Raw genomic sequence first — 18,038 nt, 5'->3', positions numbered from 1 at the left:
ATATTTATGACACTAAATTCCTTTGGTTTTGCCAATTTAGTTTTATTCTACAATTAAAACAATATAATACAACTAGATATTATTCAACAGATATGTTTGAAAATTGAATAAATTTATAGATATGAATAATCTTTTTTATATGTAAAAAGGGTAATGAAATATTTAGTAAGTAATAATAGAAGATATTAAAAAAGAGTGCAAAAGCACTCCAATTGTGAGAAATATATACATGAAATCATTATTACAACAATGAAAAATGTACATATAAGAGACAGTTTGTATTTATCTTACATGATAACCTATTAATGTTAACTAGATGTTCATCATAGTAACATAAAAGAAAAAAGGAGTAATTCATACTCCATTTGTCAAAAATATAAAACTTTCATATAAGGTTATTATAACATAATTAATAAAAGTGTAAAGATATATAATAAATTTGTAAAGCTAAAGATAGAAACATAAATCCTAGTTTAAAGGATTTATCTCAGATTGTTGACTAATAGCTTCTTGGTTTGATAAAATTTAAGAAGCTATCTCGACTTTACCATAAGTTTTTTTAAGACTTCAAAGATTGGTATTAACAAGCTAAATTTACAATAGGGTTACTTACTAATATACAATCAGCTATACCCAAAATGCCCACCTTATACCAAATCTATCTTCAAATCTTATAGTGCATGGACTGTAATCTGTGGATTGTATTGGGTTAATTGTAATACTTTCAAACTCCATATTTGAATAAGCTCTTTTTAACTCATCTTCATTATCAAACTGGAGACATAACTGATATCCTCCAGACTTTGAAACTCCATCACTATTACCAAAATCATTTAGTATGAGCAATCCATCATGAATTGTTAGTTCTGCATGAACGACAAGACTTGAATTGGAATCCTCAATGAGCGTTTTAACATCAGCATATAGTGCATTCTTATATAGCTCTATCGCCTCTTTACAATTTCCGTTAAAATATATATGAGTTATGAGCATTAAAATCCCTCCTGTGTTTTATATTATAATATCATTTACATTATACGACTAAATGTTGTTTGCATTATATCATAATCAATTTAAAAAGGCTATCGACAGTTTTATGTTGATAGCCTGATATAAATCTTAGTTTAAAGAATTTATATTTTTGTATAAGAAATAATTATTCTATTTTTAAACAATATTTTTAAACTGGATAGTAATTTATTATTACTGTTTTTAATGTTTTTTCCCCTTGATTATGGTATGTATGTACTGATTCAGCTGAAAAACAAATAGAGTCATTCTCTTTAAGTTGATAAACGCAATCATTTGCTTCTAATTTTAATTGTCCTTCTAGAATCATAATGTATTCTTGTGATTTTTCAGAATGACCAACAGATGTATAACTATGCCCCTCTTCTAATTCCATTTGAAATAACTCAAAGTTTCTAGTTGGTGTATTAGGATAATAACAATAAAGACGATAATCTTCATTTTCTGAAACTTGTACATCTATATCAGCTTTTGACACAATAAAAGTTTCGTTTTGAGGTTGATCAAGTATCGCAGTATATGGAACATTTAATCCACTTGCAATTTTCCAAATTGTATTTACTGTTGGATTAGAGTCGCCTTTTTCAATTTGTGATAACATGACCTTACTTACACCAGATAATTCTGCAAGTTGACCTAGACTTAGGTTACGTTCATTACGTAATCTATTTAAATTTTTAGCAATAATAGTATTAATACTCATATTAACTCCTTAAAATGTAAATTATTGACAAATATAATTTACGAATGTATAATTTATTTAACGTTATTTATAATTTACAAAGGTATAATATAATGAACGTTAAGTATACTGTACATCCGTAATATAAATTATAATGCATAAAGGACTGTTTTTCAATGGATGTTAGTTGAGAGATTAAGGGGGAATTGTAATGCATGTACTTAATAATGTTACAGAAGCTATAGGCAATACTCATATGTTATGTTTATCTAAAATAGCAAAGGAATTTGGAGTTGAAGGTAATATCTATGCAAAGATGGAATATTTAAATCCAGGATTCAGTAAAAAGGATCGTGTAGCATTACAAATGATTACAGAAGCAGAAAATGCAGGGTTATTAGTTCCAGGTCAAGCAGTTGTGGAATTAACAAGTGGCAATACAGGAACAGGATTAGCAATAGCTTGTGCATGTAAAGGTTATAAATTTATTGCATGTATGTCAAAAGGAAATTCTATGGAAAGAGCAAGAATGATGAAAGCTTTAGGAGCAGAAGTAGTTCTTGTAGACCAAATGCCAAATTCAGTTCATGGACAAGTATCGGGTGAAGATTTAGCACTTGTAGAAGTCGAGGCTCAAAAAATAGCAAAAGAAAGAAATGCATTTAGAGCAGACCAATTCAATCTAGAAGCTTGTAACCACGCACATGAATGTTATACAGCAGAAGAAATGTGGGAGCAATTAGATGGAAATATTGATGTGTTTGTAGATTTTCTTGGAAGTGGTAGTACTTTTGCTGGTTGTTCAAAAACACTTAAAAAACATAATCCTTCTATTAAATGCTATGTGGTTGAACCTGCAACAGCAGCAATTTATTCAGGTAAAGAAATAACTGACCAAGGGCATAAAATACAAGGTGGAGGCTACTCTATGGATTTGCCACTAGTAGACAAAAAACTTATTGATGGATACATTCAAGTAACAGATGATGAAGCAACTGATGTAGCAAGAAAATTAGCTAAATTAGAGGGTGTCTTTGCAGGTTTTTCTTCTGGTGCAAATGTATGCGCAGCAATTAAGTTATTACAAAGTACAGAAAAAGGGAAAAGTATAGTCTTGACTCTTAATGATAGTGGTCTAAAATATTTAAGTACTGATTTATACGAAGAATTATAATAATGTTAGAATAGTGATATATTATTTCTTAAATTAAATATATAGATTTAAATTATAAAAAGTATCTCAATGTAGTTTTTGAAAATTATAAAGGAGATGCTTTTTATTTTATAGATATAGAATGTTATAGGAGTAATAATAAAAATAGTGGGAAATGAATCAATATGTAAGAGGGCATATACTGTAACTATTTTCTTAGATTGTATAAAGTTAGATATAAGTATAAATAGATAAAGCTATTCTTATTTAGTAAGTTTTACCTATTTATAACTAATTAAAAAAAGTAATCTTGTAGATGCAAATTAGTTTTTGAAAGAAATTAAATTCTGAAATTAGATTTATACTTTAGAAACATGAAGGTATATAAATTTGACTAGATAATAGAATCAATTATTAGTATAAGTGTATTTTATACTACATTTTAGATTCTTCATCTGTTCTCTCAATTTTAAAAATAACAGGACGAATACCATCATTGCAAGAACATATAGCAATTCCTTCTTTATCTATCCAATCTCCATAGTAAAACAATTCACTACCATGAGATAAAGCAAATACATACTGATACATTGCCTTCCATGCTTCATCGCATAATTTCTCAGGTTTAGCAAAATCTCCAAAAAATACTTCTCCTACTTTATGCATAGGGCATTTTCCAATACCTTCACATCCATATTTATCTGCTAAATCTTGATGGAATGTAGTTTTTATAACTTCTATTTTACATTTTTTCATAAAAATCATCTCCTTATATATTTGTTTATATAAGTATATGTTCTATTTTATGTTTGAACAAGTACTTACTTTTAAGTAAAGTACTAACGTTTGGGAGAGTACTCTTAATATAGAACTTAGTTATACACAAATCTACAATCGTGTAGATAACATGAAAATTAGTAAATTATTGACATTAAGAGAACTTGTATTAAATGAACTTTAAATAAACTAATTCATAAAAATAATAAATAAAAATATAAATAAACATAAAGAAAAGATAAGAATTTTGTCTAGTTATACATTTTTATTGACCAGTTATGCAGTTGATATTGAATATTCTAAATATTGGTGTTATTTTATAGGTGGTTTAAACATACTAGGGGGATTTTATAGATGTTATTTGTATGATTTATAGAGAATGTACAAAATAGTAAAAATTTAGGCTATATTTGATGAGATTACAGAATATATGTATAGAAAAATGCTCATACATTAAGTTAGGTATAAGGAATGTATAATTTGTATTGGATGATTTATTTTTATATGTATGCTTTTAACTGTTTTAATGCTAAAGTAAAGATGTACTCCCAATACATCTTTACTTTAGCAGAAGTTATAGTTACTTATAAAGTACAAAAAAATTATATATTTATTAAGGTAGGTAAATCCAAAAAGGCTTTCCTAGGAAAAACTTAATTTTAATTATATCGACTCACTAATAATAAAACTTGATGTAAGCATGTTTCAACTACAGTTTCTCCATATTCTGATATAAAATCATCTAATTGTGTATCTAAAAAATTACAATAATCGTATGAACTACTTATATAAGCAGTTAATATATGTGTACATTTGTCTATTTCTCCAATAAACATATTATTCATCCCCCTAAAAAATTTAGTAAAATCAAAAATTGTATTTTAGTAACAAAATAACAAAACTTATAAAATTTTTTAGTACTAGTTCCTATAACTCTATAAAACCAAATCTTCCTAGTTTTACCAATTTAGTTTTATTCTACAAATATATAATACTAGAAGATGCTTTATTATTCAACATGCTTGTTTGAAAATGAAAAATATTATGAAATTATACTTATTGCTTTTAAAAGAAAAACTAATGATAAATAAGTCTATATTCAATTATTTATATTAAAAATTGTGATTTGAAATTAACTAGTTTAATTTCAAATGGGTAAATATAAAAAGTAGCTGGATAAAATTTTTAAAACAAAAGAGCAAAATAGAAAATTTATTTTACTATTGGTAAAAATTTTTAAGGCATATATAATAAAAAAATATATAAAGTCTTTATAAACAACAAAAGATATAGAGAATTGTGCATAACAATTCTTTATATCTTTTTAATATATTTAAAAATTTTATAACTTAATAAGAAATTTAGAAATACACATAGAGTAAATTTTATTAATTAATATTAAATAAACTGGATAAAAGAATAACTATTTAATAATCTTTCCACAATAAGGACAGTAAGAGCCACTCTTTAAAAGTTCCATCCTTGAATCTAGACAATGATTACAGTTTGGACAACGGTAAAATTGCCACTCAATAAAAATACCAAAAAGAATAAAAATAATTGAAAACATATAATTTCCAATAAAAATAATAAAGGCAGCTGCAATGATAAACATGCTGATGGATGCTAAAAAGCTTATTTTCAACTTTGTATAAATATCTATATTTCTCATATAATCACCAACTTATTTTAAATTTAATCTTACTAATAAAAGTATAGCAAGTCTCTTACAAAAAAGAGAATCTAAAAGATTACAATAAAAAATAAACATATTACAAGCTATTTTATAAAATAGTAAATTTAAAAGCCTACTTTTGATGAGTTTCAATAAATCAAATAATTTAAGCTTTATTTAAGGTTAAGACTATATTGATATAAGATTCAAGTTTTAATATATATGTGTAATCAAAATAATTTAGGAGGATTAGTACATTGGTAAATTGGGAAATGAAAAAACTGATTAAATCTAAAAATATGTTTATATCTTTAGGGATATTAATGTTAATACTATCAATCAATATCTTTGTTAAACCTGTTTTAGAGACGGAAAATTATTATATAGATAAAGAAAGAGGGCGTATAGAAGATACAAGAAGTAGTGATGATATAGGTAATTATAAATTTCAAAATAAGATTAATATTTTAAATCAACTTTCAAATCAAAAAGATACAGATGTATTTTCTAAAAAAATTAAGTCAATGTCAAATATCAAACTTTATAATTTAAGTGTGAATCAGTATAAAGATGTTAGTTTTTGGAAGGTGTTTAATTATAGAGCTACAAATACACTTATAAATGTAGGGATGTTAATTACTATCGCTATAATTATCTCAAATATTTATATAGACGAAGTGGTTTCTTCAGTAAGAGATATCATACTATCATCAAAAGAGAAGAAAAAAGCATTAAAGTCAAAAATAGTTGTTGCTTTATTAGTTCCACTAATAATTTATTCTGTTTATTTGATTGGAATATTCATCATAACTTGTATGCAACAAGGTATGCCAACTAATGGAGATTTAGAAGCTTTCAGAATAGTAGATAACATAGCTACTTTGAAATCAAATTTAAGAATAATAAATTATGTGATATCAAATATAGGTATTGAGTTTTTAATGTTTGAAGGGTGGGCTATGATAGCCATATTAGGTTCATTTATAAGTAAATCTTCAATAACATCAATAAGTTTTTTTATATTTATTATAGCTATAACTAAGATAATGTCAGTAATTCATGTATTACCTAAAAAATTACTTTTAGTTATTTCTACTGTAAATTATTATGATTTGATATTTGGATTTAATAAAATAATAGGAAATTATTTAGGAGAGATTATGATATTTAAAATGCATATAGATATTGTTAATCTATCAATAGGGTCTTTGATAGCGATATTCGTAGGTGCTATGTCATTATGTTTCTTAGTAATAAAGTCAGATTATATAAGTAAATAAAGGAGAGTTAAGATGAATAAGTTAGAAATAAAAAATCTTTCAAAGATATATGGTAAAAAAGTAGTAAATGATAATATTACAATAACGCTAGAAAATGGAGTTTATGGTCTTTTAGGACCCAATGGAGCAGGAAAATCTACTTTAATGAAACAAATAACAACATTGATAAAACCTAACAATGGCCAAATTCTCTATAATGGTAAGGATATATTTAAGATGGATGATGATTATAGAAACATTTTAGGATACTTGCCACAAGAATTTGGAATTTATAAAAACTTTACAGCAAAACAATTTTTACAGTATATAGGGGCATTAAAAGGTTTAAAGGGAAAAGATTTAGATAGTAATATAGATGAATTATTGGAATTAGTAGGACTTTATGATGTAAGAAATAAGGCTATAGGAAAATTTTCTGGTGGTATGAAGAGAAGAGTTGGCATAGCACAAGTTTTATTAAATAATCCGAAAATAATAGTCCTTGATGAGCCAACAGCTGGTCTTGACCCACAAGAAAGAGCTAGATTTAGAAACTTAATAGCTAAAATATCTAGAGATAAGATAATAATTCTTTCTACTCATATAATTTCAGACATAGAATCAGTTGCAAAAGAAACAATAATGATTAAAAATGGTAAACTTCTAGTGAAAGGAACACACAAAGAAATATTAAGTCACATGGAAAATAAAGTATATCATATTCAAGTTGAAAATGAGTGTGAAATTGATAAAATTCAATCTAAGTATAAGGTTATAAGTATTCAAAGTGATGTTAATTCAATAGTACTTAGAATAGTTTCAAATGATATTCCAACTGAAACTAATACACAAGCAGTTCAAGCAAAATTTGAAGATGTATATATGTTTTACTTTGATTTAGAAGATGCAAAGGAGGTATAGTATAAATGATGTATTTAGTTAAATCTGAAATGATAAAAATATTAAAATCAAAAAGTATTTGGATGGTTTGGTTGTTTCTGCTATTTTTTGGTTTTGTTCTGATTAGAAAATTTGATGTTTTAGATACGTACTCAGATATATTTTACAAGATAGAAGGTTCTATACCTTTAATAGGTTTAGTAATGTTTATAATAACTTCTGGAAATTATACAAAAGAATATGATTCTAATATGACTGGTTTAATAAATACAACTAAAAATGGGAAAAAATCAGTAGTATTATCAAAACTAGTAGCTAATGGTTTAATTTTGTCTATAATTAATATTTCTTTTATACTATTAGTAGGAATTAGAGGATTTAGTTTTTTTGAATTTAAATATTTGGATGAACCAATTAAAAACTTATGGTATTTTGGAAATAGTAATTTAAATCTTACAGTAATCCAAATGTATCTTATTGTTATAGTAACAACTATTTTGGCTTCTTTTATATTTGCACAAATAGGTTTAACACTTTCATCTATATTTAAATCCTCTATAATACCATTTATACTAGGTGGCTTGATAATGGCAATACCATATTTTAGCGTAGGTTTTATTCCAGATAAAGCCATAAAATTTATGTCAATAACTCCAAACTGGATTATGATGAGTCAACAAATTGTTAGATACAATGTACCAAATACATTGATAGGTTTATCAATAGTAATCTCAATTACATTAATGATAATATTAACCCAAATAACATATAAAAATTTTACATCAAGTGAAAGATTTTAACCAAAAATAATAGTAACTTTATTTATGTATTAACCTATTTTAAAACAATATAAATAAATTTTTAAGAAAATGTATGCTAATATATAGGTAAATTATAATAGGAGGTTATTTATGGAAAATAGTATTTTAATAATAGATGATGAGGTAGAAATATTAAAACTTTTAGAAACTGTATTAAAGAAAGAAGGCTTTAATAACGTATATACTGCAAAAACTAGAAGAGAAGGATTAGAAATATTTAAAAATATTAACCCTGATTTAATTATACTAGATATTATGTTACCTGATGGAGAAGGTTATGATATTTGTAAAGAAATAAGAAAAAACTCTAATTCTCCAATAATATTTTTGTCAGCTAAAACAGAAGAATTAGACAAATTACTTGGACTTGCAATTGGAGGAGATGATTATGTTACAAAACCATTTAGTCCTAAGGAAGTAGCTTTTAGGGTCAAAGCTCACTTAAGAAGATTAAGTTATTTTAATGAGAGCCAAAATGGAAGCGTGGATTTAGACAATGATAAAGAAAAAATTATATCATTTGGACCATATAAATTAAATGAAAGTAGAGCAGAACTTATAAAAGATGGGCAGTCCATAGGATTATCCGCAAAAGAATTAAAAATATTATCTTTATTTGCACACAATCAAAATCAGATTATAAGTAAAGAGAGATTATGGGATAAGGTGTGGGGAGAAGATTATGTGGGTTTTGATAATACTATAATGGTTCATATAAGAAAGATTAGAGAAAAATTGGAGGATAATCCCTCAAAACCAGAATATATTTTGACAATAAAAGGTCTTGGATATAAATTAGCAGTAAAGGAAGATTAGAGTATGAGATGGAAGATTACTAGAAACTTTATGCTCACAATCGTATTTGTAGTTATATCAGTAGTTATTATAAATATCATTTCTATACTGTATGTTGTTTCAACTAATAGTTTTTTTAAAGCTGTGGACTCTAAAAATAATCCTGAAGAATTTGCACGTTCTTTTGAAAAAGATTTATATGAAAAAAATGGAGTGCTTAGGCTATCAAAGATTGGAATTGATAAACTAGAAAAATCAAATTCTTGGTTACAAGTTTTAAATGATTCAGGTGAAGAAGTCTATGGAATGAACGTACCAAAGGATACTCCTAAAAAATATACGCCATTTCAGATGGTTAATAATTACAAGTATAGAGAAACAAATTACATTAATTTTATTTTAGAAAAAACTCTAAACAAAAAACATTTAAATGTAATAGTTGGTATGCCTAGTAGAGATACATCAAGAATAATTTTAACTTATTCTAATGATAGTATTAAAGATACTTTAAATAAAATCATTATTATAACACTTGTGATTGATGGAATGGTAGCATTGGGTGTTGGCTACTTATTTAGTAGAAAGCTTACAAAACCAATATCAAGTGTGTTATGGAGTGTTGAGACTATGGCTAATGGAAATTATAGTTTATACCTTAAAGATAGAGGTATATATGAAGAAGTGTTTGCAAATATCAATATGCTGGCTTATACTTTAAGAATAAATGAAGCAGAGAGAAAAGAAAATGAAAAATTGAGAGAAGAATGGCTAGCAAATATAACACATGATATAAAAACTCCTTTATCATCTATACAAGGATATGCAGAAATAATCAATGACAAAGATTATGAGTTTGTAGAAGATGAATTACGAGAGTATACGGAAATTATATACAATAAATCTAAGTATATAAAAGATTTGGTTGATGACCTAAATTTATCTACTCGACTAAAAAATAATAATATAGTTTTGAATAAGAAAAAAATAAATTTAGTTGGTTTGGTTAGAAATATAATAGTGGATATTTTAAATGATAATAGATATAAAAATAGGTATATTGAGTTTGAATGTTATGAAGAGTCAATAGAAGTACATGCAGACCCAATATTGTTAAGAAGAGCCATAACTAATCTTATATTTAATTCAATAGTTCATAATAGTGAGGATACTTTGATAGAGATAAAAATTATAAAAAAAGATAATATAGAAATTATAATAAAAGATAGTGGAGTTGGGATAAGCGAAAATGATTTAAAACATATTTTTGAGAAATATTACAGAGGTACCAATACAGGCGAATTGCATAAAGGTTCAGGGCTTGGGATGGCTATTTCTAAAGAGATAATAGAGATTCATAAAGGAAATATCTATGTAAATAGTAAAATTGGAGTAGGGACAGAAATTATTATAGAAATAAATCAAAATTAGGGGAGAATAATATGAATTTTTTTAAAAAAGGAATAAATGGGTTTACTATTAAGATGTTGGCATTAATATTTATGACATTTGACCATATAGCAGCATTTATGCCAGAAACAATGCAAATACCTATTTGGTTTCATTGGATAGGTAGAATATCAGCACCTTTATTTACGTTTATGGCAGTGGAAGGATTTTATCACACTAGTAACAGGAAAAAGTACATAACTAGGTTGTATATTTGGTCTGTTATTATGGCAATAGGAAATCAAATAATTAATAGTGTATTTCCACATCCAGAAGGGGTAATAATTATAAACAATATTTTTTCAACAATATTTTTGATAGCAATTTATTTACAAGCAATAGAATTTATAAAGAAATTTAGAAAAGAAAGAGAAGTAAAATATCTTATTATAGGGTTAACAATGATAATAGCCCCTATAATATTAGGAATATTTATAATAACTATACTTTTCAAATCATTTAATGAGCTTCTAGCTTTATTTATGACTTTAGTACCAGTACCATTTTTAGTAGAAGGTGGACCAATTCTTATTACACTTGGAATTATTTTTTATTTGTGTAGAGAGAAGAAACTTAATTTAAGTATTTGCTATATTTTAATGTGTATCTTTGTATTTATAACAATGGCAAATGGAGATTTTAGTTTAAAAAATTCTACTTTACAAAATTACCAATGGATGATGGTTGCTTCTCTACCTTTCATGTTGCTTTACAATAGAGAAAAAGGTAAGAGTATGAAATATTTGTTTTATTTATATTATCCAGCCCATATATATGTGTTGTATATTTTAGGGGTATACTTAATATAATTTTAAAATATAAAATGTGTGTATTAAAACACTTCTGATTAAAAATAGCATTGGATATAAGTATAATATTACTGGAACTTGAAACTTTTTAATAAAAAACAATAAAACAGAGATTTGATATATACATTTAATAACTCTGTTTTATTATTTTTTGTAATATATATTTTTATTTATAGATTAGCATTTTCATTATTAATAAATTCCACTATATTTTCATTATCTATTTTATAAAATTAGTCATAACTTTCTCTTCATACTGTGGTTCTTTAATTCCAGATTTCTTACCAGCTGAAATACATTTAAGAAGCCATGCCATGTTTTCGCCTAAAGTTCGCATGGTTTGTAAGCCTTCTTCATCCTTCATAACATCTTCTGGTGTAAAACCATGTACCTGATTCCAATACTGTGATGATACAATAGGCATATTGCTAATTGAAAAATATTTGTTGAGTTGGTCAAATGTTGCAGTTGCACCACCACGTCTACAGGATACAATTGAAGCACCTAATTTTGTAGCCATGCGACTACCAGCTATGAAAAATAAACGGTCAAGAAATGAAGTTAATTGACCACTTGCACTAGAAAAATAAACAGGAGAACCAATAATGATACCATCAATATTATCAAGTTCCTCAACTAATTCATTAACCTTATCATCACAAATACATTTTCCAGTTTCGAAACAAGATGAGCAAGCAATACATCCTGGGATTGCTTTTTTACCTAAATACAGTATTTCTGTTTCAATATCATGTTTATTTAATACTTTAGTAACCTCAGTTAATGCTGTATAAGTACATCCATATTGGTTTGGGCTACCATTAATCAATAAAACTTTCATTATAAATTTCCTCCAATAAACTTTATTTAATAGATTTTCACCTATATATTACACTTCCTATTATCAAATTGACTTTCAATTATTCTTACACTATAATTTTATTATAAATTATCTTAAAAACAAGTACGCACATTTTTGTTCAATACTAACCAAAAGGAGAGTGTAACATATGGGTATAGATTATATCTCAAATACAGATTTAAGTGAAACAGGATTTAGCTATACACTTTCATTGATTAATGGCAAATATAAAATGATAATTCTTTATTGTCTTGTAGAATTTAAGGTTGTCAGATATAATGCATTAAAGCGTTATATAAATACAATTTCCTATAAAACCTTGAGTTTATCATTGAAGGAATTGGAGGCAGATAACTTGATTATTCGTACTGAATATCCTCAAATACCTCCTAAGGTAGAATATAGTCTATCTGAAAGAGGAAAATCTTTGATTCCAATTCTAGATGCAATGTGTGAGTGGGGAGAGAAGAATAAACTTTAATTTTATATTTGTATGTATTATAAAAAGACTGTAAGTAAATATCTAAACAAATTTACTTACAGTCTTTACTTGAATAACTCTTATTTGAAATTTATAAAAATATTCAAAGAGTCATTATGAAATTTCACCACCAATTTCCTCTATATCATTTTTATAGATAGTACAAGCTTCCACAGCTAATTCTAAGCCTTTCACTATTTCTTCTAGAGACATAAAAGGTGTATTCTTTTTATCTATTATCTGTGAAGTCATATATGGTATGTGTATAAAGCCACCTCTTAGATTAGGATATTTTTTGTCTATCATGTAAAGAATTCCATACATTACATGATTACAAACAAATGTACCTGCAGTGTTTGAAACACTTGCTGGAATTTTATTTTCATTCATATGTTTTACCATAGCTTTTACAGGTAATTTTGAAAAATATGCAGGTTGACCATCTTCTTTTATAACAGTATCTATGACTTGGTTACCTTCATTATCTTTTATTCTAAAGTCATCTACATTTATAGCTACCCTCTCAGGAGTAATATCAAATCTACCTCCAGCTTGTCCAACTGATATTACTATATCTGGATTGTGCTGTTGGATAGCTTTATCTATAGCTTCAACAGATTTTGTCATAACTGTTGGTATAGTTATTTTTATAATTTCTGCGCCATTTATATTATCATTAACCCTTTCAACTGCTTCTTGAGCTGGATTTATTGGTTCTCCACCAAATGGGTCGAATCCTGTTAATAAAATTTTCATTATTTTACCTCCTAATTGTATTAAAATCCTAAAAAATACATTACTAATATGTGAGCTATAATTAATACTAAAGCAACTGGTGCCTGGTATTTTATAACAATGTAGTCGTTTTTGCATTCAAGTAAAGCTGCTGGAACTATATTAAAATTAGCAGCCATTGGAGTAAGTAAAGTTCCACAATATCCTGCTGTTAATGCTAGTGCTCCAATTATAGCAGGATTTCCACCTTGAGACAATACGAAAGGAATTCCAATTCCTGCTGTTATGACTGAAAACGCAGCAAATGCATTTCCCATTATCATAGTAAATATAACCATACCTAATACATATGCTATAACACCAAATAATCTGTTATCAGCAGGGACTACACCAGATATCATATTTGAAATGACTTCACCAACTCCAGCTTGAGTAAATAGAGCGCCTAATGCAACCAAAAGTTGTGGTAACATACTAGCAGGTCCCATTTGCTGAAGTAATCTTGAGCCATCTTGAACTGATGTAGTAGGCTTTGCTTTAGTTATTATAAGAGCTGATATTAATGCAATTATTGAACCCACACCTATTGCGAACTGTGAAGAATTGTCAAAATTAGTAAGGCTCATAGCCACAACTACTGCAGCAAATGCTAATATTAATGAGGGTATAAATATTTTATTTTTAAGTTTATCTGCTTGTTCTTTCCCAAAACTCTCATTTGGTTCTTCATATTTTGCAAATACAACTTGTTTGGAAAGTGTCAAAAAACTAGATAATATTAGAATTATTCCGATTATATTAGCTGGAATCAGTCTACCAAATATGAAGGGTAATGATATCAGTATCCAAAATAATGATGTACCATATTTCTTATTGTTATCTATTGTAGTAAAAGACCTATATGCTATTACAACCATCAGAAAACCCATCAGTGCATAAAAAACTTCTAATGATATATTTATAAAATTTTGCATTTTTATTCCTCCTAAATAAATCTATCTCTTGTGACTCTTATTTAATTTCTTATCATATAAAGTAAATTGAATTGTAGCAACTACAAGTGCTATTACTGCCATGATAATATTGGCCTTTACAATGTTAAGTCCAGTTACATTGTATCCGAACTGAGTCAGTGTAGAAGCTATAAGCAATACTCCACTACTACCTGCAAATAGATTTTGACCATAAAAGTTTCCATAGTTTTCTGATGCAGCAGACAATGCTTTTATAGCTTCTTCATCAGATTCTTTTAGTTCATCACTATTACTTAAACCAGCAGCTTGTGCCATCGGATTAACGAGTGGTCTCACAAACTGAGGGTGTCCACTCATTCTTATTGATAGAGCACCAGCTACTTGTCTAGCTATCATATATATAGTAAGTACTTTTCCTGTTGTAAGTTTCTTTAATTTTTCTATTAAGGAAACAGCTCTTTGTTTCAATCCATATCTTTCTAACACACCAATTACTGGTAATGTTAGTATGAATAATGATACACCTCTGTTTGAAACAAAAGAGTCACCCAAGATTGTAAAGATTTGATTAAAGTCCAATCCTGCAACAATCCCTGTTGCTATGCCTGCTAATAATACAGTAAATAGTGTATCCATTTTAAGTATAAAACCAATTACGACTATCAAGATACCAATTAATTTTATCATGAATTATTCTCCTTCCATTTTTCTATATTTTAAATTTAAATTCGGTTAGTAAATAAAGATAAACTCTTTTTATAGTATTTGCTTTAATAAGACTATTATTATGAAATTTAAGAAAAAAATAGAGAAGATGTTTAAAATATTAAAATAAATATTTTAAATATCTTCCCTATTTTTTCTTTTGTTCATATTTTATAGATTAAATTATATTAAATCTAAAGTGCTATTAAATTAATATTCTCATTTAAAATAGCAGCTATTTCTTTGGAATTAACTTGTTTGATTGTTTTTATAGAATTAGGATTTTTAGAGTGATTACCTATATGTTTTTCAAACAACATAACATCATGCCAACAATCAAATTTATATCCTGTATTGTGATAAATCCCACATAGTTTGAAACCAAATCTTTGATGAAGTTTTTCGCTTTTTATATTTGGTGACGTAATACTAGCATACAAATTTTGAATATTTTGTAACTTCAATATATCTATGATTGAATTATAAAGAGCAATTCCTATTTTATTACTAATAAATTTCTTATCAACATAAATTGATAATTCAACATTCCATTGATAAGCAGTTCGTTCATTGTGTTCATGAGCATAGGCATATCCAACAATTTTTTTATTAATTAAACAGACTAGGTAAGGATATTTTGAACAGATTTCTTTTATTCTGTTTTTAAAATCATCAATGCTTGGAATGCTATACTCAAAAGTAATTGCAGTATCAGTAATATATGGAGTATATATTTCCAATATTTCTTCTGCATCCATTTCATTAGCAATCCTAATTTCAATATATTTCATAAATATCATCTCCAATATAATAAATGTAGTAGAATTTTCTTATATAATACATAGGTCTAAATAAATATAAGAAAATATTGTATAATATATAATATTGTATAGATATATAACTACTTTATCAATATTTACAAACTTCAGAGTATATTTATAATACTACATTTTAGATAATTTTTTTATCTTGTAAGGAGATTTGAAATAAATAATTTTATTTATTAAGATTTCTTAAAAAATCGTCTATACTATCTTGTGATATTTTAAAACTGTCATAATTACCTTTTGAAACCGACTTCATAATAAGCTTATCTAAAAATTTCATCTTTTCTAATCGAGCTTCACTACCAAAAATTCCAATTGCATTTGCATTTTCTAATAAAGATGCTGGAAAGTTTGATTTTAGATATTTATCTGCCTGTTCAGAAAATCCACAACAAAGGAATACACCAACTCGTTTTTTGTTTAATAATTCTATATTATCATTACACAATATACGAATCTTTTTTGAAACTGAACCAACATATATAGAACTTCCAATAATAATTGTATCAAATTTTGATAATTCAATTTTAGGATTACTATCATTGATATCAACAATAGTGATATTGTCTGATAGTTTATTTTTTAGTATGTTTGCACAGTCTTTCGTACAACCATATTTACTTGAGTATATAATAATAGTATTCATATTTATTCTCCCTTTCTCAAAGCATTTTCTACAGCCTTTCGTATAGTATCACTGCTATAAGTCGCAGATGTTATAGCATCTACTTCTAAAGATTGTTGTTCAACTATATTTTTTATGATTTTTTCACCAGGTTTACCTAAAAGAGTGTCATGTTCTAGTATCTTAATATTTTTAATTCTGCCATTATTAACTTCAACAGATACAGTAGCCTTCACAAGTTTATTATCAGCACTTCCTGTATAAATACCATTTTTCACATTAGCAGGGTTTATATTTTTTACCACTAATTTTTCTGGCTTTAAGTTAGTTATAATCAAAATAATAATGCATATAAACACAAGAAATAGGATTATAGATATTTTAAAAACTTTTTTCTTCTTATTAGTTTCATTGTGGTTTTTCATTGTAAAGCCCTCCTACTAAAATATCTAAGAAATTCTCTATAATTTGAGTGAAATTATGTAAGGAATACAATTGATTTTCAACAATACATAAAATAAATCCTAATAGTGCACTTATAAGCATCCATGAAGTTTTATCTACGTTTTGTTTAAATATACCCTGATCAATTCCAAGGAAAAGAAGCTCATCTAGTATTTCTATACCATTATTAGTAGGTTCACTATTTGTACTTTCAGATGCAAATATAATGTTCATCCTACTATGCATAATAGCTTTTGACATTTCAGGTTCACTTGAAAGAGTCTTTATAAAACTAGTCATAATTTCTATGATTTGCTTATCTATTGGGAGAGATGAGCAATTATGTATAATATCAATAGCATTACTTTCTACAGTGTTATAAAGTTTTTTTGTCATATCGCTGATAATCTCTGCCTTGTCTTTGTAGTAAAGGTAAATTGTAGTTGGAGAATAATCTATTTTTGAAGCAATTTTTCTTATTGATAAATTTTCATATCCATATTGATTGATAATTTCTATGCTAGCATCCATAATTTTTTTCTTCATTTCTGCTTTTTCATTTTCACGTCTTGCTTTAATACTCATATAATCACCTCATAACTTAACAGTGTTAATTTAATTTACAATGTAATTATATGCTTTATATTTAATATTGTCAATAAACTATGAATAATATAATTTAATAAATTTTTATAGCTGAAATCTTTAAGTTATTAATTGTAATAGTTCAACTATTGTTGTATAATAATAATCGGTTTAAAAGTGCCACATTTTGTTAAAGTTAGCTTATAATTTTAAATAAACTTTAACAAGACACATCAAAATATAATAAATTCTTTTATACTACAAAATTCATTTTGTAGTTATTAAATCAGATGGAACTTTTTTGTAGGTCTACAATAAATAGACTAAAACAATACTAACATCTGTACTTGTTCGAGAACTCCAAGTATAAAAAACTAAGGAATTATATAGTGGCAGTATATAATTAATACCCTTAGACACACCTTTTTGAAAGTGGAAAAAAGATGTGTAGTTC

20 protein-coding genes and 1 riboswitch are annotated in these 18,038 nt (G+C 26.4%); of the genes, 8 read left to right on the top strand and 12 right to left on the bottom strand.

The window, feature by feature from the left end:
- Positions 1-627 precede the first annotated feature (627 nt).
- Complete coding sequence (locus Q3223_RS16135) at positions 628-993, bottom strand: VOC family protein (RefSeq protein ID WP_407812203.1); 366 nt, start codon at positions 991-993, stop codon at positions 628-630.
- A 187-nt stretch (positions 994-1,180) separates the two neighbouring features.
- Entirely contained in the window at positions 1,181-1,732 is a 552-nt protein-coding gene (locus Q3223_RS16130; protein ID WP_054270148.1) for a helix-turn-helix domain-containing protein, read from the bottom strand.
- Positions 1,733-1,922: 190 nt separating this feature from the next.
- Here Q3223_RS16130 and Q3223_RS16125 point away from each other — a divergent pair, with 190 nt between their 5' ends.
- Positions 1,923-2,885 carry a PLP-dependent cysteine synthase family protein gene (locus tag Q3223_RS16125; RefSeq protein ID WP_054270149.1) on the top strand — a complete coding sequence of 321 codons (963 nt, stop codon included), beginning with the start codon at positions 1,923-1,925 and terminating at the stop codon, positions 2,883-2,885.
- Positions 2,886-3,299: 414 nt separating this feature from the next.
- Here the strand turns inward: Q3223_RS16125 and Q3223_RS16120 are convergent, their stop codons facing one another.
- Both Q3223_RS16120 and Q3223_RS16115 read right to left on the bottom strand, forming a co-directional pair.
- Positions 3,300-3,620: a TIGR04076 family protein gene (locus tag Q3223_RS16120; protein ID WP_054270150.1), complete on the bottom strand. Its 321-nt coding sequence runs from the start codon at positions 3,618-3,620 to the stop codon at positions 3,300-3,302.
- Positions 3,621-4,300: 680 nt separating this feature from the next.
- Positions 4,301-4,477: a hypothetical protein gene (locus tag Q3223_RS16115; RefSeq protein WP_009889562.1), complete on the bottom strand. Its 177-nt coding sequence runs from the start codon at positions 4,475-4,477 to the stop codon at positions 4,301-4,303.
- Positions 4,478-5,573: 1,096 nt separating this feature from the next.
- Here Q3223_RS16115 and Q3223_RS16110 point away from each other — a divergent pair.
- The 6 genes from Q3223_RS16110 (at position 5,574) to Q3223_RS16085 (ending at position 11,346) form a co-directional block, all read left to right on the top strand.
- Entirely contained in the window at positions 5,574-6,596 is a 1,023-nt protein-coding gene (locus Q3223_RS16110; protein WP_407812202.1) for a hypothetical protein, read from the top strand.
- 12 nt (positions 6,597-6,608) lie between these two features.
- A complete protein-coding gene (locus Q3223_RS16105; RefSeq protein ID WP_407812201.1) occupies positions 6,609-7,496 on the top strand; it encodes an ABC transporter ATP-binding protein in 888 nt (295 codons plus the stop codon).
- A 5-nt stretch (positions 7,497-7,501) separates the two neighbouring features.
- Positions 7,502-8,275 carry an ABC transporter permease gene (locus tag Q3223_RS16100; protein WP_407812200.1) on the top strand — a complete coding sequence of 258 codons (774 nt, stop codon included), beginning with the start codon at positions 7,502-7,504 and terminating at the stop codon, positions 8,273-8,275.
- A gap of 111 nt (positions 8,276-8,386) precedes the next feature.
- Positions 8,387-9,112: a response regulator transcription factor gene (locus Q3223_RS16095; RefSeq protein ID WP_054270154.1), complete on the top strand. Its 726-nt coding sequence runs from the start codon at positions 8,387-8,389 to the stop codon at positions 9,110-9,112.
- Positions 9,113-9,115: 3 nt separating this feature from the next.
- Entirely contained in the window at positions 9,116-10,519 is a 1,404-nt protein-coding gene (locus Q3223_RS16090) for a sensor histidine kinase KdpD (RefSeq protein WP_054270155.1), read from the top strand.
- Between the two features lie 11 nt (positions 10,520-10,530).
- Positions 10,531-11,346 carry a TraX family protein gene (locus Q3223_RS16085; protein ID WP_407812199.1) on the top strand — a complete coding sequence of 272 codons (816 nt, stop codon included), beginning with the start codon at positions 10,531-10,533 and terminating at the stop codon, positions 11,344-11,346.
- Between the two features lie 220 nt (positions 11,347-11,566).
- On the opposite strand, the gene Q3223_RS16080 is transcribed toward Q3223_RS16085, so the two are convergent.
- Positions 11,567-12,187, bottom strand: coding sequence for a flavodoxin family protein (locus Q3223_RS16080; RefSeq protein ID WP_054276609.1), 621 nt, complete (start codon positions 12,185-12,187; stop codon positions 11,567-11,569).
- Between the two features lie 169 nt (positions 12,188-12,356).
- Between Q3223_RS16080 and Q3223_RS16075 the strand changes: the two genes are divergently transcribed.
- Positions 12,357-12,689 carry a helix-turn-helix domain-containing protein gene (locus Q3223_RS16075; protein WP_054270158.1) on the top strand — a complete coding sequence of 111 codons (333 nt, stop codon included), beginning with the start codon at positions 12,357-12,359 and terminating at the stop codon, positions 12,687-12,689.
- Positions 12,690-12,803: 114 nt separating this feature from the next.
- Here Q3223_RS16075 and pcp read toward each other — a convergent pair whose 3' ends face one another.
- From pcp to Q3223_RS16040, 7 genes are all read right to left on the bottom strand, one after another.
- Entirely contained in the window at positions 12,804-13,445 is a 642-nt protein-coding gene (gene pcp, locus Q3223_RS16070; protein WP_223195854.1) for a pyroglutamyl-peptidase I, read from the bottom strand.
- A gap of 20 nt (positions 13,446-13,465) precedes the next feature.
- On the bottom strand, positions 13,466-14,398 hold the full coding sequence (locus Q3223_RS16065) for a DUF979 domain-containing protein (protein WP_167640784.1): 933 nt from the start codon (positions 14,396-14,398) through the stop codon (positions 13,466-13,468).
- Positions 14,399-14,419: 21 nt separating this feature from the next.
- Positions 14,420-15,085: a DUF969 domain-containing protein gene (locus tag Q3223_RS16060; RefSeq protein ID WP_054270161.1), complete on the bottom strand. Its 666-nt coding sequence runs from the start codon at positions 15,083-15,085 to the stop codon at positions 14,420-14,422.
- A 212-nt stretch (positions 15,086-15,297) separates the two neighbouring features.
- The gene (locus Q3223_RS16055; protein WP_054270162.1) at positions 15,298-15,894 is read right to left on the bottom strand and encodes a GNAT family N-acetyltransferase; all 597 of its coding nucleotides are present in this window, start codon (positions 15,892-15,894) and stop codon (positions 15,298-15,300) included.
- A gap of 205 nt (positions 15,895-16,099) precedes the next feature.
- The gene (locus tag Q3223_RS16050) at positions 16,100-16,576 is read right to left on the bottom strand and encodes a flavodoxin domain-containing protein (protein WP_054270163.1); all 477 of its coding nucleotides are present in this window, start codon (positions 16,574-16,576) and stop codon (positions 16,100-16,102) included.
- A gap of 2 nt (positions 16,577-16,578) precedes the next feature.
- Complete coding sequence (locus Q3223_RS16045) at positions 16,579-16,980, bottom strand: FMN-binding protein (protein ID WP_054270164.1); 402 nt, start codon at positions 16,978-16,980, stop codon at positions 16,579-16,581.
- Complete coding sequence (locus Q3223_RS16040) at positions 16,964-17,584, bottom strand: TetR/AcrR family transcriptional regulator (protein ID WP_054270165.1); 621 nt, start codon at positions 17,582-17,584, stop codon at positions 16,964-16,966. The genes Q3223_RS16045 and Q3223_RS16040 overlap by 17 nt, the downstream gene beginning before the upstream one ends.
- 340 nt (positions 17,585-17,924) lie before the next feature.
- Positions 17,925-17,968: riboswitch (PreQ1 riboswitch) on the top strand.
- The last annotated feature ends 70 nt before the right edge of the window (positions 17,969-18,038 follow it).

Origin of the sequence: Clostridioides sp. GD02367 (genome assembly GCF_045900275.1) — a bacterium.
Classification (GTDB): domain Bacteria; phylum Bacillota; class Clostridia; order Peptostreptococcales; family Peptostreptococcaceae; genus Clostridioides; species Clostridioides difficile_A.
This window is presented reverse-complemented; position numbering and strand designations above follow the sequence as displayed.

Coding starts and splice junctions, on each gene's coding strand:
- Q3223_RS16135 (WP_407812203.1), bottom strand. CDS start 993: ATGCTCATAACTCATATATATTTTAACGGAAATTGTAAAGAGGCGATA.
- Q3223_RS16130 (WP_054270148.1), bottom strand. CDS start 1,732: ATGAGTATTAATACTATTATTGCTAAAAATTTAAATAGATTACGTAAT.
- Q3223_RS16125 (WP_054270149.1), top strand. CDS start 1,923: ATGCATGTACTTAATAATGTTACAGAAGCTATAGGCAATACTCATATG.
- Q3223_RS16120 (WP_054270150.1), bottom strand. CDS start 3,620: ATGAAAAAATGTAAAATAGAAGTTATAAAAACTACATTCCATCAAGAT.
- Q3223_RS16115 (WP_009889562.1), bottom strand. CDS start 4,477: ATGTTTATTGGAGAAATAGACAAATGTACACATATATTAACTGCTTAT.
- Q3223_RS16105 (WP_407812201.1), top strand. CDS start 6,609: ATGAATAAGTTAGAAATAAAAAATCTTTCAAAGATATATGGTAAAAAA.
- Q3223_RS16100 (WP_407812200.1), top strand. CDS start 7,502: ATGATGTATTTAGTTAAATCTGAAATGATAAAAATATTAAAATCAAAA.
- Q3223_RS16095 (WP_054270154.1), top strand. CDS start 8,387: ATGGAAAATAGTATTTTAATAATAGATGATGAGGTAGAAATATTAAAA.
- Q3223_RS16090 (WP_054270155.1), top strand. CDS start 9,116: ATGAGATGGAAGATTACTAGAAACTTTATGCTCACAATCGTATTTGTA.
- Q3223_RS16085 (WP_407812199.1), top strand. CDS start 10,531: ATGAATTTTTTTAAAAAAGGAATAAATGGGTTTACTATTAAGATGTTG.
- Q3223_RS16080 (WP_054276609.1), bottom strand. CDS start 12,187: ATGAAAGTTTTATTGATTAATGGTAGCCCAAACCAATATGGATGTACT.
- Q3223_RS16075 (WP_054270158.1), top strand. CDS start 12,357: ATGGGTATAGATTATATCTCAAATACAGATTTAAGTGAAACAGGATTT.
- pcp (WP_223195854.1), bottom strand. CDS start 13,445: ATGAAAATTTTATTAACAGGATTCGACCCATTTGGTGGAGAACCAATA.
- Q3223_RS16065 (WP_167640784.1), bottom strand. CDS start 14,398: ATGCAAAATTTTATAAATATATCATTAGAAGTTTTTTATGCACTGATG.
- Q3223_RS16060 (WP_054270161.1), bottom strand. CDS start 15,085: ATGATAAAATTAATTGGTATCTTGATAGTCGTAATTGGTTTTATACTT.
- Q3223_RS16055 (WP_054270162.1), bottom strand. CDS start 15,894: ATGAAATATATTGAAATTAGGATTGCTAATGAAATGGATGCAGAAGAA.
- Q3223_RS16050 (WP_054270163.1), bottom strand. CDS start 16,576: ATGAATACTATTATTATATACTCAAGTAAATATGGTTGTACGAAAGAC.
- Q3223_RS16045 (WP_054270164.1), bottom strand. CDS start 16,980: ATGAAAAACCACAATGAAACTAATAAGAAGAAAAAAGTTTTTAAAATA.
- Q3223_RS16040 (WP_054270165.1), bottom strand. CDS start 17,584: ATGAGTATTAAAGCAAGACGTGAAAATGAAAAAGCAGAAATGAAGAAA.